At 54.4% G+C, this 17046-nt stretch carries 15 protein-coding genes; 6 read left to right on the top strand and 9 right to left on the bottom strand.

From position 1 onward, the window contains the following. The first annotated feature begins 127 nt into the window (after window positions 1-127). On the top strand, window positions 128-1765 hold the full coding sequence (locus AAHF05_RS20135) for a dihydroxyacetone kinase subunit DhaK (RefSeq protein WP_129324195.1): 1638 nt from the start codon (window positions 128-130) through the stop codon (window positions 1763-1765). 63 nt (window positions 1766-1828) lie between these two features. Here the strand turns inward: AAHF05_RS20135 and AAHF05_RS20130 are convergent, their stop codons facing one another. The 5 genes from AAHF05_RS20130 to pepA all read right to left on the bottom strand — a co-directional run bounded on the left by AAHF05_RS20130 (window position 1829) and on the right by pepA (window position 8437). Further along, window positions 1829-2848, bottom strand: coding sequence for an NAD(P)-dependent alcohol dehydrogenase (locus tag AAHF05_RS20130; RefSeq protein ID WP_028017016.1), 1020 nt, complete (start codon window positions 2846-2848; stop codon window positions 1829-1831). A gap of 83 nt (window positions 2849-2931) precedes the next feature. Then, window positions 2932-3435, bottom strand: a complete 504-nt coding sequence (locus tag AAHF05_RS20125; protein WP_129324194.1) for a GNAT family N-acetyltransferase — start codon at window positions 3433-3435, stop codon at window positions 2932-2934. A gap of 123 nt (window positions 3436-3558) precedes the next feature. Beyond that, window positions 3559-6414 carry a valine--tRNA ligase gene (locus tag AAHF05_RS20120; RefSeq protein ID WP_374936417.1) on the bottom strand — a complete coding sequence of 952 codons (2856 nt, stop codon included), beginning with the start codon at window positions 6412-6414 and terminating at the stop codon, window positions 3559-3561. Continuing rightward, window positions 6414-6857 carry a DNA polymerase III subunit chi gene (gene holC, locus AAHF05_RS20115; RefSeq protein WP_008502815.1) on the bottom strand — a complete coding sequence of 148 codons (444 nt, stop codon included), beginning with the start codon at window positions 6855-6857 and terminating at the stop codon, window positions 6414-6416. The genes AAHF05_RS20120 and holC overlap by 1 nt, the downstream gene beginning before the upstream one ends. 68 nt (window positions 6858-6925) lie before the next feature. Beyond that, the gene (pepA, locus tag AAHF05_RS20110; RefSeq protein WP_374936416.1) at window positions 6926-8437 is read right to left on the bottom strand and encodes a leucyl aminopeptidase; all 1512 of its coding nucleotides are present in this window, start codon (window positions 8435-8437) and stop codon (window positions 6926-6928) included. Window positions 8438-8704: 267 nt separating this feature from the next. On the opposite strand from pepA, the gene lptF reads away from it, so the two are divergent. The 5 genes from lptF to mtgA all read left to right on the top strand — a co-directional run bounded on the left by lptF (window position 8705) and on the right by mtgA (window position 14964). Further along, on the top strand, window positions 8705-9805 hold the full coding sequence (gene lptF, locus AAHF05_RS20105) for an LPS export ABC transporter permease LptF (RefSeq protein WP_028017020.1): 1101 nt from the start codon (window positions 8705-8707) through the stop codon (window positions 9803-9805). Continuing rightward, window positions 9805-10887 carry an LPS export ABC transporter permease LptG gene (lptG, locus tag AAHF05_RS20100; RefSeq protein WP_028017021.1) on the top strand — a complete coding sequence of 361 codons (1083 nt, stop codon included), beginning with the start codon at window positions 9805-9807 and terminating at the stop codon, window positions 10885-10887. The genes lptF and lptG overlap by 1 nt, the downstream gene beginning before the upstream one ends. Before the next feature lie 135 nt (window positions 10888-11022). Further along, window positions 11023-13356 (top strand): aerobic respiration two-component sensor histidine kinase ArcB, encoded by a 2334-nt coding sequence (gene arcB / locus AAHF05_RS20095; protein ID WP_028017022.1) that lies wholly within the window; start codon window positions 11023-11025, stop codon window positions 13354-13356. A 232-nt stretch (window positions 13357-13588) separates the two neighbouring features. Beyond that, the gene (gene elbB, locus AAHF05_RS20090) at window positions 13589-14242 is read left to right on the top strand and encodes an isoprenoid biosynthesis glyoxalase ElbB (RefSeq protein ID WP_129324215.1); all 654 of its coding nucleotides are present in this window, start codon (window positions 13589-13591) and stop codon (window positions 14240-14242) included. After that, complete coding sequence (mtgA, locus tag AAHF05_RS20085) at window positions 14239-14964, top strand: monofunctional biosynthetic peptidoglycan transglycosylase (protein ID WP_129324192.1); 726 nt, start codon at window positions 14239-14241, stop codon at window positions 14962-14964. Before elbB ends, mtgA begins: the two co-directional genes overlap by 4 nt. A gap of 39 nt (window positions 14965-15003) precedes the next feature. Here the strand turns inward: mtgA and npr are convergent, their stop codons facing one another. From npr to hpf, 4 genes are all read right to left on the bottom strand, one after another. Then, the gene (gene npr, locus AAHF05_RS20080; protein ID WP_003861872.1) at window positions 15004-15276 is read right to left on the bottom strand and encodes a PTS phosphocarrier protein NPr; all 273 of its coding nucleotides are present in this window, start codon (window positions 15274-15276) and stop codon (window positions 15004-15006) included. Beyond that, window positions 15273-16127, bottom strand: coding sequence for an RNase adapter RapZ (rapZ, locus tag AAHF05_RS20075; RefSeq protein ID WP_028017025.1), 855 nt, complete (start codon window positions 16125-16127; stop codon window positions 15273-15275). Before rapZ ends, npr begins: the two co-directional genes overlap by 4 nt. 45 nt (window positions 16128-16172) lie before the next feature. After that, window positions 16173-16664, bottom strand: coding sequence for a PTS IIA-like nitrogen regulatory protein PtsN (gene ptsN / locus AAHF05_RS20070; RefSeq protein WP_008501443.1), 492 nt, complete (start codon window positions 16662-16664; stop codon window positions 16173-16175). A gap of 82 nt (window positions 16665-16746) precedes the next feature. Further along, entirely contained in the window at window positions 16747-17034 is a 288-nt protein-coding gene (gene hpf, locus AAHF05_RS20065) for a ribosome hibernation promoting factor (protein ID WP_008501444.1), read from the bottom strand. Between the last annotated feature and the right edge of the window lie 12 nt (window positions 17035-17046).

Genomic DNA, 17046 nt, shown 5'->3' with positions numbered 1-17046 from the left:
CTCTCTTAGTCCTGGGTGGAGTATAGGCAACCTGGTCGCAATTTGGTTGAGTAAATTCCTGACTTTGCGGCGCATTATCCAGCGCGGACTATGCTTTTGCATACGGTTCACAAAATAGTGGGAAACTATGTCCAGATTCTTCTTTAACGATCGCAAACAGCTGGTCAACGATGCCATTGAAGGCATACTGCTTTCTGCGCCACACGCGAATCTCGTCAAACTTGATATCGATCCGGCCATCAGGATCGTCGCACGCGGCGACTGGGACAAAAGCCGCGTAGCGGTGATCTCCGGCGGTGGCTCAGGCCACGAACCCGCGCACGCCGGGTTTGTCGGCAAAGGCATGCTGACGGCGGCGGTGTGCGGCGATCTGTTTGCTTCGCCGAGCGTGGATGCGGTACTGAACGCCATTGTGGCGGTAACGGGCGATCGCGGTTGTCTGCTGATCGTCAAAAACTATACCGGCGACCGCCTGAACTTCGGTCTGGCAGCGGAAAAGGCCAAACGCTATGGCCTGAAGGTGGAGATGGTGATTGTTGCCGATGACATCGCGCTGCCGGATAACAAGCAGCCGCGCGGCATTGCCGGTACGGCGCTGGTGCATAAGATTGCAGGTTATGCGGCGGAGCACGGGAAATCACTGAGTGAAGTGCGGGATATTGCGCAACAGGCCTGCGATAATCTCTGGAGCCTGGGCGTTGCGATGCAAACCTGTAACTTGCCAGGCAGTGATGATGGAGAAGGGCGAATTAAGCAAGGTCATGTGGAACTGGGGCTCGGTATTCACGGGGAGCCGGGGGCCTCGGTGGTTGATACGCAAAACAGCAAAGCCATTATCGACACGCTGGTAACACCGTTACGCGAGCAGGCGGGAGAGGGGCGCTTTGCAGTGCTGATTAACAATCTTGGCGGCGTGTCGGCGCTGGAGATGGCGCTGCTCACCAAAGAGCTGGCGCACTCGGCTCTGAAAGAGCATATCGCGTACCTGATTGGCCCCGCACCGCTGGTGAGTGCCCTGGATATGAAGGGCTTTTCCCTGACGTTATTGAAGCTTAACGACCTCTTTGAAAAAGCGCTCCATGAAGAGGTTGAGACGCTGGGCTGGCAAAAACCAGTGGCGTTTGCCCCCTTGCGTGTACAGGAACATAGCGCGCTGCATGACCGCGTGGAATATACCCCATCTGCTAACGCAGAGGTGGGCGAGTATGTCTCCCAGGTAACAACCACGCTGATTAAGCTTGAAAATCGGCTCAATGCACTGGATGCCAAAGTGGGGGATGGCGATACCGGCTCTACCTTTGCGCAAGGAGCGCGAGACATTGCGCAGCGCCTTGAGGAGCACAAACTGCCTCTGGATGATATCCCAACGCTGCTGTTGCTGGTAGGCGAGCGGTTGGCCACGGTGATGGGCGGATCGAGTGGCGTGCTGATGTCGATCTTCTTTACGGCGGCCGGACAAAAGCTGCATGACGGGAAGCCGTTGCCGGAAGCCCTGCTGAGTGGGCTGGCGCAGATGAAGCAGTACGGTGGGGCTGATCTTGGCGATCGTACGCTGATCGACGCGCTACAGCCGGCGCTGGAGGCGTTGCTGAAGGGCGATCTTCACGCGGCGGCCCAGGCTGCGCGGCAGGGTGCCGAAGCGACCGCGAAAATGCAGAAAGCCGGAGCGGGGCGTTCGTCGTATGTGAATAAAGAGAACCTGGATGGGGTAATGGATCCGGGGGCGGTCGCGGTGGCTGAAGTGTTTGCTGCGCTGGCTCGGTAGTGTAGAAATGCCGGGTGGCGGCTACGCCTTACCCGGCCTGAAAACATGATGTCCGCGTGAAAATCAAAAATCCGCTTTCAACACCACGCGATAACGGGCTTTACCGTCACGCACGTGCTGGATCGCTTCGTTGATTTTTGACATCGGATACAGCTCAGTAGTCGGAGCCACTTTGGTGCGTCCGGCAAACTTCATCAGTTTGCGCAACTCGAATGGCGTACCGGTCGCAGAGCCGGACACGCTGCGATCCCCGCCAATCAAGGTAAACGCCGGAACGGGCAGCGGCTTCATCACGGCACCTACGGTGTGGAAGTTTCCGCCGTAGGCCAGCGCTTCAAAATATGGCTGCCAGTCGAGATCGACGTTGACGGTGTTGATGATGAGATCAAACTGGCCTGCCAGCGCGTTCAGCGCATGCGGATCTCGGCTGTTCACAACCTTGTCTGCACCCATCGCCAGCACTTCTTTCTCTTTCGCCGGGTTTGAACTGAACGCTGTGACTTCACAGCCCATCGCGTGCAGCAGTTTGATGGCGATATGCCCCAGTCCGCCAATACCGATGACGCCCACGCGGCTGGTGGCAGTGATATGGTGCATCAGCAGAGGTTTGAAGACGGTGATACCACCACACAGCAATGGACCGGCGGATTCGATATCAATGCTGTCCGGCAGTGGAATGACCCATTGCCAGTCGGCGCGCAGCTTATCGGCAAAACCGCCTTTGTTAAGTATGGTAGGAACGGCGCCTTCGAGGCAGTTGATCTGATTACCGCTGATACAGGCATCGCAGTGGCCACAGCTGCGTGCTGTCCAGCCAATGCCCACGCGTTGACCCACTTTCAGTCCTTTGTCCTGCGCGGCGCTACCGAGCGCCACGACGCGGCCAATCACTTCGTGTCCGGCAACCAGCGGGTAGCTGGAGAAGCCCCATTCGTTGTCGATCATCGAGAGATCCGAGTGGCAGATCCCGCAGTAATCAACCTGTACTTCGACGTCTTCTGCTTTTAGTTCGCCCGCATCGTACTCGTACAGCTCAAGTTCTGCACCCGCCTGCGGTGCGGCGTAGCTTTTTATCTTCGACATCGTGTTTCCCCCGTTGTGGTGTGAACTGAGAGTGTAGAGCATTCAGTTCAGCACCGCTTAACAGAAGAGGGCGGCAATATTATTTACAGATTTTTCAGCATCCTGACTTCGCAATCGACGTGGCCGGTACAACCGAGCGGTGCATCAATATGCTCAAAGCCCAGATGTTCATACAGGCCAATGGCCTCTTTGAGGAAGGCGGTTGTTTCGAGGTAACAGCGCGTAAAACCCTGCTTACGTGCGTGTTCCAGGGCGATCAGTGCTAGCTTTTTCGCCAGTCCTTGTCCGCGTGCAGTTGGGAGGAAATACATTTTCTGTAGTTCGCAGATATCCGGCTCGCTACAACTGAGTGGCGCCACGCCGCCGCCGCCCACAACCAGACCATTCTGCTCGATTACCCAATAGGCATGCCCTGGCTGGCTGTAGAGCTGAAAAAGCTCATCCAGATTTGGGTCTGCAACCGTGTAGCCTTTGTCAGCCGTCAGGCCATATTCGGCAGAAACGGTGCGGATAACGGCGGCAATATCCGGGTTATCCTGCTCAGTGATCCGACGCATCGTCGTCGCGACGGGGGTAATCACGCTCATAGCATTACTCATTACAAAAATTGACACATAACTGCTGTTAATAGCACCGCAGAAAGGGGAGTGCAAGCGAGGAGTTTTCAGGAAGGTTACCCCTTACGCCCTGAAGCGTAAGGGGTAAAAGCATTACAGGGCGGCAATCACTGCCTGCTGCTCAATCAGTTTGGTCTTCGCATCGGCGAAAGCAACCAGACGCTCACGCTCTTTGGCGATGACCACTTCCGGCGCGCGGGCCACAAAGCCTTCGTTCGCCAGCTTGCTTTCGATTTTGCCAATTTCCACGTCGACTTTTGCCACTTCTTTCGCCAGACGAGCCAGCTCGGCGTCTTTGTCGATCAGGCCCGCCATCGGGATAAGCAGCTCTGCGCCGTCGATGATTTTGGTCACGGATACCGGACCTTTATCATCTGCAGGCAGCACAGTGATGCTTTCCAGACGCGCCATGGTTTTCAGGAAGGTGTTGTTCTCGGTGACACGACGAACAGCAGCTTCACTGCAACCACGCAGCAGCAATTCCAGCGGTTTACCTGGAGCGATGTTCATTTCTGCACGAATGTTACGTACTGCAACGATCGCCTGTTTCAGCCATTCGGTATCTGCTGACGCAGCGTCATCAACCTTCGCCGCATCGAATTCCGGGAATGGTTGCAGCATGATGGTGTCTGCGTTGATGCCAGCAATCACTTTCACACGCTGCCAGATGGTTTCGGTGATGAATGGAATGACTGGATGCGCAAGACGCAGCAGACCTTCCAGCACGGTAATCAGCGTGTTGCGCGTGCCGCGCAGCTCCGCCTCAGAACCGCCGTTCATCACTGGCTTCGCCAGCTCCAGGTACCAGTCACAGAACTGGTTCCAGGTGAATTCGTACAGGATGCCTGCCGCGATATCGAAGCGGTAGCTGTCCAACGCTTCGCGGAATGCTTTCACCGTCTGGTTGAATTCCGCCAGGATCCAGCGATCCGCCAGAGACAGAGTCATCTCGCCGCCGTTAAAACCGCAATCCTGATCTTCGGTGTTCATCAGCACGAAGCGGCTGGCGTTCCACAGCTTGTTACAGAAGTTACGGTAACCTTCCAGACGCTTCATGTCCCAGTTGATGTCACGGCCAGTAGAAGCCAGTGCCGCCAGGGTGAAACGCAGGGCGTCAGTACCGTGAGGCTCGATCCCGTTCGGGAACTGTTTCTCGGTACGCTTGCGGATTTTCTCAGCCAGCTGCGGCTGCATCATATTACCGGTGCGTTTTTCCAGCAGCTCTTCCAGGGAGATACCGTCAACCATATCCAGTGGGTCAATAACGTTACCCTTGGATTTAGACATCTTCTGGCCTTCGTCGTCACGGATCAGACCGGTCATGTAGACGGTATGGAACGGAACCTGCGGTTTACCGTCTTCATCTTTGATGAAGTGCATGGTCATCATGATCATGCGGGCAATCCAGAAGAAGATGATGTCGAAGCCGGAAACCATCACGCTGGTTGGGTGGAACTGACGCAGCGCGTCGGTGTTTTCTGGCCAGCCGAGGGTGGAGAAGGTCCACAGCGCGGAAGAGAACCAGGTATCCAGCACGTCTTCGTCCTGGCGCAGCGCAACGTCAGCGCTCAGGTTATTTTCCTGACGAACTTCGTCTTCCGTGCGGCCAACGTAGACATTGCCTTCGTTGTCGTACCATGCCGGGATGCGGTGACCCCACCACAGCTGACGGGAGATACACCAGTCCTGAATATCACGCATCCAGGAGAAGTACATGTTTTCGTACTGCTTCGGCACGAACTGGATGCTGCCGTTTTCAACCGCTTCAACAGCCGGTTTCGCCAGTACGTCAGCACGCACGTACCACTGGTCGGTCAGCATTGGCTCGATAACCACACCGCCGCGGTCGCCGTACGGCACGGTCAGATCGTGAGGTTTGATCTCTTCCAGCAGGCCGAGTGCGTCAACGGCAGCCACAATCGCTTTACGCGCGGCAAAACGTTCCATTTTCTGGAATTCTGCCGGGATAGCGATTGAGTAAACGTCAGTTTCTTCGCCTTTGGTATCGTACACTTCTGCGCTTTCACGGATATCACCGTCGAAGGTCAGAATGTTGATCATTGGCAGGGCGTGACGACGGCCAACTTCGTAGTCGTTAAAGTCGTGCGCCGGGGTGATTTTCACGCAGCCGGTACCTTTTTCCATGTCGGCGTGTTCGTCGCCCACGATCGGAATACGGCGGTTAACCAGCGGCAGCACCACGAATTTGCCGATCAGATCTTTATAACGTGGATCTTCCGGGTTAACGGCCACGCCGGTATCGCCCAGCAGGGTTTCCGGACGGGTCGTCGCGACCACCAGGTAATCTTTACCATCGGCGGTTTTTGCACCGTCAGCCAGCGGATAGCGGATGTGCCACATGGAGCCTTTAGACTCGCGGTTTTCCACTTCCAGGTCAGAAATTGCGGTGCGCAGTTTCGGATCCCAGTTTACCAGGCGTTTGCCACGGTAAATCAGGTCTTCTTTATACAGACGGACGAAGACTTCTTTAACGGCGTTGGACAGGCCTTCATCCATGGTAAAGCGCTCACGCTCCCAGTCCACGGAGTTGCCAAGACGACGCATCTGACGGGTAATGGTGCCGCCAGATTCTGCTTTCCACTGCCAGATTTTGTCGATGAACGCGTCGCGACCGTAGTCGTGGCGAGTTTTACCTTCTTCCGCGGCAATTTTACGTTCAACCACCATCTGGGTCGCGATACCCGCGTGGTCAGTACCCGCTTGCCACAGGGTGTTTTTGCCCTGCATGCGCTGGTAGCGGATCATGGTGTCCATGATGGTCTGCTGGAAAGCATGACCCATATGCAAACTGCCGGTGACGTTCGGCGGCGGGATCATGATGCAGAAGGACTCTTTGCTTTCGTCGCCGTTAGGCTTGAAATAGCCCTGCTGTTCCCAGTGCTCGTAAAGCGGCTGTTCGATATCGCGTGGGTTATATGTCTTTTCCATTATTTCCAGGTTGCCGTATTCAGGTTAAAACCAGCCAGGCGGTACGCTTTGTAGCGTTCGCGCGCCAGTTGTTTCAAAGATTCTTCGTAAGGGACAAAGTCTACCACTTCTGTGAAAGCGGTGGCAAAATCTGCAAAATCTATCCGCAGGCTAATCAGAATATCGCGCGCGCTGCTGTTGCGCTTTTGCGGCCAGGCAATTTCGACCGGCGCACCGCCGCGCGGACCTTCGCCAGACAGGTTATGCGGCACAAAACTCTCAGGCGGGCGTGCCCACAAGGCTTCATCAAGCCGTATAGCCTGCTGTTCATCTTCGCAGGCAATCAAAACGCGCTTGCCTGCTCGCCAACGTTCTGCGGCAATTTCACACACCAGCTGTTCGACGGCGCTGAGGCCATCCTGATGGGTGTCGTTGTCCAGAAGGTAGAACGTTGCATTCTTCATATATGGGGCTTCTTGTCATGGATTTAAATGCAAAGCCGGGTAAGCGTAGTGCCACCCGGCGTTTTACATCACTCGTCGCCGTTAAACCCAGCGCGATTCAGCAGGAACTGCGAGAGTAACGCGACCGGACGACCGGTTGCGCCTTTGGCTTTACCGGAACGCCATGCGGTGCCCGCGATATCCAGGTGTGCCCAGTTGTACTTGCGGGTGAAGCGTGCCAGGAAGCAACCTGCGGTGATAGCACCGCCAGGACGGCCGCCGATGTTCGCCATATCCGCAAAGTTAGACTCCAACTGCTCCTGATACTCATCACCCAGCGGCAGACGCCATGCGCGGTCACCGGCTTGTTCCGAGGCACCAATCAGTTCGTGTGCCAGCGGGTTGTGGTTCGACATCAGGCCGGTAATGTGATGGCCCAGTGCGATCACGCAGGCACCGGTCAGGGTAGCCACGTCGATGACCGCTTCAGGTTCGAAACGCTCAACGTAGGTCAGCACGTCGCACAGCACCAGACGGCCTTCGGCGTCAGTGTTTAGGACTTCAACCGTCTGGCCAGACATGGTGGTCAGGACGTCACCCGGACGATAAGCGCGACCGCCAGGCATGTTTTCGCAGCCTGCCAGTACGCCAGTGACGTTAATCGGCAACTGAAGTTCTGCGACCATACGCATCACGCCGTATACGGCTGCTGCGCCGCACATGTCGTATTTCATCTCGTCCATGCCTTCGGCAGGTTTGATCGAGATACCGCCGGAGTCGAAAGTCAGGCCCTTGCCGACGAGCACGATTGGGCGTGCATCTTCGGACGGGTTGCCCTTGTATTCGATGAATGACATCAGGGATTCGTTCTGAGAGCCGTTACCGACGGCCAGATACGAGTGCATCCCCAGCTCTTTCATCTGCTGTTCGCCGATAACGCGGGTGATGACATTCTTGCTGTAGGTATCAGCCAACTGGCGCGCCTGGGATGCCAGATACGCGGCGTTACAGATATTAGGCGGCATGTTACCGAGATCTTTCGCCGCCTTAATGCCAGCCGCAATCGCCAGACCGTGCTGAATAGCGCGCTCGCCGCTGGTCAGTTCGCGACGGGTTGGCACGTTGAAGACCATTTTACGCAGCGGGCGACGCGGCTCGCTTTTATTGGTCTTCAACTGATCGAAGCTGTACAGGCTCTCTTTCGCTGTTTCGACAGCCTGGCGCACTTTCCAGTAGGTGTTACGGCCTTTGACGTGCAGTTCTGTCAGGAAGCAGACGGCTTCCATTGAACCGGTATCATTTAGCGTATTGATCGTTTTCTGAATCACCTGCTTATACTGGCGTTCATCCAGCTCGCGCTCTTTACCGCAGCCAATCAGCAGAATGCGCTCGGACAGTACGTTCGGAACATGGTGCAGTAACAGCGTCTGCCCAGGTTTACCTTCCAGTTCGCCACGGCGCAGCAGGGCGCTAATGTAGCCGTCACTGATTTTATCGAGTTGTTCGGCGATCGGGGAGAGTCGGCGTGGTTCAAAGACGCCCACAACGATGCAGGCACTCCGCTGTTTCTCCGGGCTACCGCTTTTTACACTGAACTCCATGCACTACGCTCCTGAATCTTAAAGACAACGGCGGCAGCTACAGATAGAATTGAAAGCTTTCGTAACTCATGTCCGCTGTTGTGGTGACTTCGTGTTAATCTTACGTTATTACGGTTTCGACACGTCAGAAAAAAGTCCTGAAGCGTGAATCCGCCGGGTGTTTTAATCTTAGCGATGATTTCGACGACTCAAGAGAATAAATGACGTTTAAGCCATGAAACAAGCGATTTTCCAGCAAAGAGACGGGTTTTTACGGGCGTATTTAAAGTGATAATCATAAGATATCTGGTGCGGGAGACGCTCAAAAGCCAACTGGCGATCCTCTTCATCCTGCTGCTGATTTTTTTCTGTCAGAAGTTGGTTAAGATCCTCGGTGCGGCCGTTGACGGCGAAATTCCAACGAATCTGGTGCTTTCCCTGCTTGGTTTAGGGATCCCGGAAATGGCGCAGCTTATCCTGCCGCTAAGTCTTTTCCTTGGTCTGCTCATGACGCTGGGTAAGCTCTACACCGAGAGTGAAATCACGGTGATGCATGCCTGTGGTCTGAGCAAAGCCGTGCTGGTGAAGGCCGCGATGATACTGGCGCTGTTCACCGGTATCGTTGCGGCGGTGAATGTAATGTGGGCAGGTCCCATGTCCTCCCGTCATCAGGACGAAGTGCTGGCCGAAGCGAAAGCGAACCCCGGCATGGCGGCATTAGCCCAGGGGCAGTTCCAGCAGGCGACTGACGGTAACTCTGTGCTGTTTATTGAGAGCGTAGACGGCAGTAAATTCAACGACGTATTTCTGGCGCAGCTGCGTACGAAAGGTAACGCACGTCCGTCTGTGGTCGTCGCCGACTCTGGCCAGCTTGCTCAGCGCAAAGATGGTTCGCAAATTGTGACGCTGAATACAGGTACCCGTTTTGAAGGTACCGCGATGCTGCGTGACTTCCGTATCACGGACTTCCAGAACTACCAGGCCATTATTGGTCATCAGGCTGTGGCGCTCGACCCATCGGATACCGAACAAATGGACATGCGTACGCTGTGGAATACCGATACCGACAGAGCGCGCGCTGAGTTCCACTGGCGAATTACTCTCGTCTTTACGGTGTTTATGATGGCATTGATTGTGGTTCCGCTGAGCGTGGTCAACCCTCGCCAGGGACGTGTGCTCTCCATGCTGCCGGCGATGTTGCTGTACCTGATCTACTTCCTGCTGCAAACTTCGATTCGCTCAAACGGCGCTAAGGGTAAGCTGGATCCTATGGTCTGGACATGGGTCGTCAACAGCTTGTACATCTTACTGGCGCTGGGATTAAACCTGTGGGATACGGTGCCAGTGCGCCGCATACGTGCCCGATTCTCGCGTAAAGGAGCCATCTAATGCAGGCGTTTGGCGTTCTTGATCGCTATATCGGTAAAACCATTTTTACCACCATCATGATGACGTTGTTCATGCTGGTGTCGCTCTCCGGCATTATCAAATTTGTCGATCAGCTGAAAAAAGCCGGGCAGGGGAGCTATGACGCGATGGGCGCGGGGATGTACACCCTGCTCAGCGTGCCGAAAGATGTGCAAATCTTCTTCCCGATGGCAGCACTGTTAGGTGCGCTGCTGGGGCTGGGGATGCTGGCCCAGCGCAGCGAGCTGGTCGTCATGCAGGCATCGGGCTTCACCCGTATGCAGGTTGCGCTGTCGGTAATGAAAACCGCGATCCCTCTGGTGCTGTTGACCATGGCGATTGGCGAGTGGGTGGCACCGCAAGGTGAACAAACGGCGCGTAACTACCGTGCTCAGGCGATGTACGGCGGCTCTCTGCTTTCCACTCAGCAAGGTCTGTGGGCGAAAGACGGAAAAAGCTTCGTCTACATCGAACGCGTAAAAGGCAACGATGAGTTAGGCGGCGTGAGTATCTACTCCTTCAACGACCAGCGTCGTTTGCTGTCTGTCAAACACGCCTCATCGGCGAAGTTTGATCCCGAACATAAGCAGTGGCGTTTGTCACAGGTAGATGAGTCTGACCTGACAGACCCGAAACAGATCACCGGTTCTCAGACGGTTTCCGGCACGTGGAAGACGAACCTCACGCCGGATAAGCTCGGTGTTGTGGCACTGGATCCAGATGCGCTCTCTATCAGCGGTTTACACAACTATGTGAAATACCTGAAGTCGAGCGGCCAGGATGCCGGACGTTATCAGCTCAACATGTGGAGCAAGATCTTCCAGCCAATGTCCGTGGCGGTGATGATGCTGATGGCGCTGTCGTTTATCTTCGGCCCCCTGCGTAGTGTGCCGATGGGTGTACGTGTGGTAACCGGTATCAGCTTTGGCTTTGTATTCTACGTGCTCGACCAGATCTTCGGCCCGCTGACGCTGGTTTACGGCATCCCACCGATTATTGGTGCGTTGCTGCCAAGCGCCAGTTTCCTCCTGATCAGCCTCTGGCTGCTTCTGAAACGCTCCTGATTGACCTCTCCTCGCTTCCGGTTAACCGGGAGCGGGGCTAATCTCCTGTTTCACCCCGCACTTTTTCTCACAACCTTCAACGCCCCGCCGCGAATTTGAGTATTATTGAGCGATAAAGTCGTGAAGGGATCCCCTATGAAGCAAATTCGAATGCTTGCCCAGTACTACGTCGACCTGATGATGAAGCTCGGGCTGGTGCGTTTCTCCATGCTGCTTGCGCTGGCACTGGTTGTTCTGGCCATCGTTGTGCAGATGGCCGTCACCATGGTTTTGCATGGTCAGGTTGAGAGTATCGACGTTATCCGCTCCATCTTCTTTGGCTTGCTCATTACCCCCTGGGCGGTCTACTTCCTCTCCGTGGTGGTTGAACAGCTGGAAGAATCCCGTCAGCGCTTGTCAAAACTGGTCGATAAACTGGAAGAGATGCGCGAGCGCGACCTGAAGCTTAATGTTCAGCTCAAAGACAACATTGCGCAGTTAAATCAGGAGATTTCAGATCGTGAAAAGGCGGAAGCCGAACGTCAGGCCACACTGGAGCAGCTTAAAATCGAAATGAAAGAGCGTGAGGTAACGCAGATCCAGCTTGAGCAGCAATCCTCTTTCCTGCGTTCGTTCCTCGATGCTTCACCGGATCTGGTTTTCTACCGTAACGAAGACAAAGAGTTCTCCGGCTGTAACCGGGCGATGGAGCTGCTGACCGGGAAAAGTGAAAAGCAGCTGATTCACCTGAAACCTCAGGATGTCTATTCTGAGGAGGCGGCGGCCAAGGTCATGGAGACAGATGAAAAAGTCTTCCGCCACAACGTCTCGCTGACCTATGAACAGTGGCTGGATTACCCGGACGGGCGCAAAGCCTGCTTTGAGATCCGTAAAGTGCCGTACTACGACCGCGTCGGGAAACGTCATGGCCTGATGGGCTTTGGTCGCGATATTACCGAGCGTAAGCGCTATCAGGATGCCCTGGAGCGTGCCAGCCGCGATAAGACCACCTTTATCTCCACCATCAGCCACGAACTGCGTACGCCGCTTAATGGCATTGTTGGGTTGAGCCGTATTTTGCTGGACACCGATCTGACCGCGGAACAGGAAAAATACCTCAAAACTATCCATGTCTCGGCGGTCACGCTGGGTAATATCTTCAACGATATTATCGACATGGATAAGATGGAGCGCCGTAAAGTCCAACTGGATAACCAGCCGGTTGATTTCACCAGCTTCATGGCCGATCTGGAAAACTTGTCCGGTCTGCAGGCTCAGCAGAAAGGGCTGAGTTTTGTTATGGAACCCTCACTGCCACTGCCGCATAAAGTGGTCACGGACGGTACGCGCCTGCGCCAGATCCTGTGGAACCTTATCAGTAACGCCGTGAAATTTACCCAGAAGGGGCAAGTTGCGGTGCGCATCCGCTATGACGAAGGTGACATGCTGCACTTTGAGGTGGAAGACTCCGGGATTGGTATTCCACAGGAAGAGCAGGACAAAATTTTCGCGATGTACTACCAGGTGAAAGACAGCAACGGCGGGAAACCCGCCACCGGTACAGGCATTGGCCTGGCGGTATCTAAACGGCTTGCGAAGAGTATGGGCGGGGACATTACGGTAACCAGCCAGGCGGGCAAAGGCTCGACCTTCACGCTGACGGTACATGCGCCAGCGGTGGCTGAAGAGGTTGAGGATACCTTTGAAAACGACGATATGCCGCTGCCCGCGCTGCACGTCCTGTTGGTGGAAGACATCGAGCTGAACGTGATTGTGGCACGCTCGGTGCTGGAAAAACTGGGTAACAGTGTGGACGTGGCAATGACCGGTAAAGCCGCGCTGGAGATGTTTAAACCGGGTGAATATGACCTCGTCTTGCTGGATATTCAACTGCCGGATATGACCGGGCTGGATATCTCACGTGAACTGACGAGCAAGTATGCCGCTGACGATCTGCCGCCGCTGGTCGCGCTGACGGCGAACGTGCTGAAAGACAAAAAAGAGTACCTCGATGCCGGTATGGATGATGTGCTTAGCAAACCGCTGGCGGTGCCTGCCCTGACCGCCATGATCAAGAAGTTCTGGGATACCCGTGATGAAGAGGAGAGCACCATGACGTCTGTTGATAGCGCAAAAGCCCAAACGATACTCGATACCGCGATGCTGGAGCAGTATATCGATCTGGTTGGTCCAAAACTGATTACCGACGGTCTGGCCGTGTTCGAAAAGATGATGCCTGGCTATCTGAGCGTGCTGGAATCAAACCTGACGGCACGAGACCAGAAAGGTATTGTGGAAGAAGGGCATAAAATCAAAGGTGCGGCCGGCTCGGTTGGCCTGCGTCACCTGCAACAGCTGGGACAACAGATTCAGTCGCCTGATTTACCTGCATGGGAAGATAACGTGGGTGATTGGGTCGAAGAGATGAAACAAGAGTGGCAAAACGATGTTGCGGTACTTAAAGCCTGGGTCGACGCCAGAAAAAAATGACCCCGGCTTAACCGGGGTGCGCGAATACTGCGCCAACACCAGGGAAATCTTGGCTGCGCCTGTTTTTTCAAGTTATTTTCGAATGGGCGCCGCCTGAAAAATTTAGGCCGCACGCAGATAAGATAGCAAATCTTAAATGGTTTGTTACATGAATCAGTGAAATGTGTGAAGCATAGCGTTTTAATCAAAATTATTAATGTGCTTCAGCGAGTTGCAAAGAAGGAACCTGATGATGAAAAAGATTGGTGTCGTGCTAAGCGGATGTGGTGTTTACGACGGTTCAGAGATACATGAAGCCGTCATCACATTGTTGGCGCTTTCCCGAAACGGAGCTGATGTTGTCTGCTTCGCGCCGGATAAAAGCCAGACTGATGTAATTAATCATTTGACTGGCGAGCCGATGGCGGAAACTCGTAACGTGTTGATTGAAGCGGCACGCATCGTTCGCGGCGATATTCACCCTCTTAATCAGGCTAATGCTTCAGAGCTTGATGGGTTAATTGTGCCCGGCGGGTTTGGCGCAGCGAAAAACCTGAGCAGCTTTGCTTCCCAGGGGGCAGAGTGCCATGTTGATCCGGATTTAAAAGCGCTGTCACGTGCGATGCACGCTGCGGGTAAACCGCAGGGTTTTATCTGTATTGCCCCGGCGATGCTGCCGAAAATTTTTGATTTCCCACTGCGCCTGACCATTGGGACCGACATCGACACTGCTGAAGTTGTTGAGGATATGGGCGGCGAACATGTGCCGTGTCCTGTCGATGACATCGTGGTGGACGAAGACAATAAAATTATTACCACGCCTGCATACATGCTGGCGCAGAATATTGCTGAAGCAGCCACGGGCATTGAAAAGCTGGTGGACAGAGTGCTGGTGCTTGCTGAATGAGTCGTAAGTTCAGTCCCGATGCAAGGTTAAAGCGTTTCCTGCTGAGAGCTCTGCTCGTACTGGCGGTCTTCTGGGGCGGCGGGATTGCTTTATTCAGCATCGTACCGGTCCCTTTCTCTGCTGTGATGGTTGAGCGCCAGATTGGCGCATGGCTCTCTGGGGATTTCCGCTATGTTGCACATTCCGACTGGGTAAGCATGGACGTGATTTCACCGTTCATGGGGCTGGCAGTCATCGCGGCAGAGGATCAGAAATTCCCGGAGCACTGGGGGTTCGACGTGGCGGCCATTGAGAAGGCGCTTGCTCATAACGAACGCCACGAAAACCGCGTGCGCGGCGCATCAACGTTGTCGCAGCAGACGGCCAAAAATCTTTTTTTATGGGATGGTCGAAGCTGGGTGCGAAAAGGGCTGGAAGCGGGGTTGACCCTGGGGATGGAAACGGTCTGGAGTAAAAGACGCATTCTGACCGTCTATCTCAATATCGCTGAGTTTGGCGACGGCGTATTTGGTGTGGAAGCCGCTGCACAGCGTTATTTCAATAAGCCTGCAAGCCGTCTAAGTATGTCAGAAGCTGCGCTATTGGCCGCTGTTTTACCTAATCCCATCCGTTTTAAAGCCAGTGCCCCATCAGGCTACGTGCGAAGCCGACAGGCGTGGATTATGCGCCAGATGAATCAACTGGGCGGGGAGGGTTTTATGCAGCGTAATAATCTCATGTAGGGCGGGTAAGCACAGCGCCACCCGCCGAAGGGACGAACGTTAGTCTTCGTCAAAACCGGCGTTAAACAGCGCAATCACCGCCGCCAGCGCTTCCTCTTCCTGGGGGCCGGTGGCTTCTACTTCAATCTGGCGTCCTTTGGCTGAGTCCAGCATCAGCAGTGCGATCACGCTGTTCGCTTCCGCTTCTGTGCCTTCATCATTACGCAGCAGAACTTCTGCATCGAACCCCTGCATCAGCTCAAACAGCTTCATCGCCGGGCGTGCGTGCATGCCCAGCTTATTGGTGATCTCAACAGTTTGTTTTACGGTCATGTTTTACGTTTTTCCAGCGTGCGATGACGGGACTGAACGTTCTTTCCGCGTGAACGGAAATAATCGGCCAGCTGTTCGGCGATGTAGACCGAACGATGTTTACCGCCGGTACAGCCAATCGCCACTGTCAGGTAGCTACGATTGTTTGTTTCCAGCATAGGTAACCATAGCTCAAGGTAGCTTCGCGTCTGGTAGATAAAATTGTGAACTTCTGTGTGTCGGTCGAGGAAGGCCGCGACGGGTTTATCCAGACCTGTCATTGGACGCAGTTTCGGATCCCAGTGCGGGTTCGGCAGGAAACGCACGTCGAAAACATAATCCGCATCAATGGGGATACCGTGCTTAAAGCCGAAGGACTCGAACACCATCGTCAGTTCACGCTCGCGCTTGCCCAACAAACGGGTACGCAGCATTTCCGCCAGCTCATGAACGGACATCTCAGAGGTGTCGACGATCAGGTCAGCACGAGAACGAAGCGGCTCCAGCAGATCGCTCTCTTCGTCGATAGCGCTCTCCAGAGAGAGGTTCTTACTGGAAAGCGGATGCAGACGGCGGGTATCGCTGTAGCGGCGGATCAGGGTATTACGATCTGCATCCAGGAACAGCAACTGAGGTGAGAATTCCTCAGGCAGGTTACTCATCGCCTGCTCAAAAATTTCTGGCGATTCAGGCATATTACGAACGTCGATACTGACGGCGGCAGAGGTTTGTCTTTCCGCAAGCGTCCGAGCCAGATCGGGTAACAACACGACCGGCAGGTTATCTACGCAGTAAAAACCCATGTCTTCCAGCGCGCGCAGAGCAACGGATTTCCCCGACCCTGAACGGCCACTGACAATCATCAGTACCATGTTCCGTTTCTCCTCAGGACAACAGATGTGAAAGCCATCTCCTGGTTATGCATCATCCTGATTGCCTTCTGCTTCAGTGATAATTTGATAGAGCTCTTCATCACTTTGGGCTGAGCGCAGTCGACGGCAAATGGTTTTATCAGCCAGGCGTTTTGCGACCAGAGAAAGCGTATGCAGGTGGGTTTTCGTCTGGTCAGCAGGCACCAGCAGCGCGAAGAGGAGATCGACGGGCTGGTTATCAATGGCATCGAAGGCGATAGGGGTTTCCAGTTGCACAAACACACCGACGGCACGCAAGGTGTCTTCTTCCAGTTTGCCATGCGGGATCGCGATGCCATTGCCGATGCCGGTACTGCCCATCTTTTCACGGGTCAGGATAGCTTCGAACACTACCTGCGGCGGCAGGCCCAGCTGTTTTGCGGCCAGTTCACTGATGATCTCCAGCGCACGCTTTTTGCTCTGGCAGTGAACTGCACTGCGGGTACATTCCTGGTTAAGGACATTGCTCAGTTGAAGAGCGGAATCGTTGTTCATCATAATTTCACCTAAGCGCTAACTGTACAAATGGCCCGTTGTGTTTCACAACAGGCCGTCCTGCACCCGTTAACTGCCCGGACAATTAGTGTTGTTTCAGTTTATCTTTATGTTTATTAAGCTGTCGCGCAAGCTTATCAATCAAGCCGTCGATAGCCGCATACATGTCTTGCCCTTCCGCACTGGCATGGAGTTCACCCCCGTTGACGTGCAGGGTTGCATCCGAGATATGAGTCACTTTCTCCACTTTCAACACAATATAGACCTGATTGATCCTTTCGAAATACTGCTCGAGTTTTGCAAACTTCGCGTTCACGAAGTCGCGTAAAGCCTCAGTAATTTCGACGTTTTGTCCAGTGATGTTGAGCTGCATAGTGTCTTCCTT

The organism is Enterobacter adelaidei (genome assembly GCF_041937165.1).
GTDB classification, from domain to species: Bacteria; Pseudomonadota; Gammaproteobacteria; order Enterobacterales; family Enterobacteriaceae; genus Enterobacter; species Enterobacter adelaidei.
This window is presented reverse-complemented; position numbering and strand designations above follow the sequence as displayed.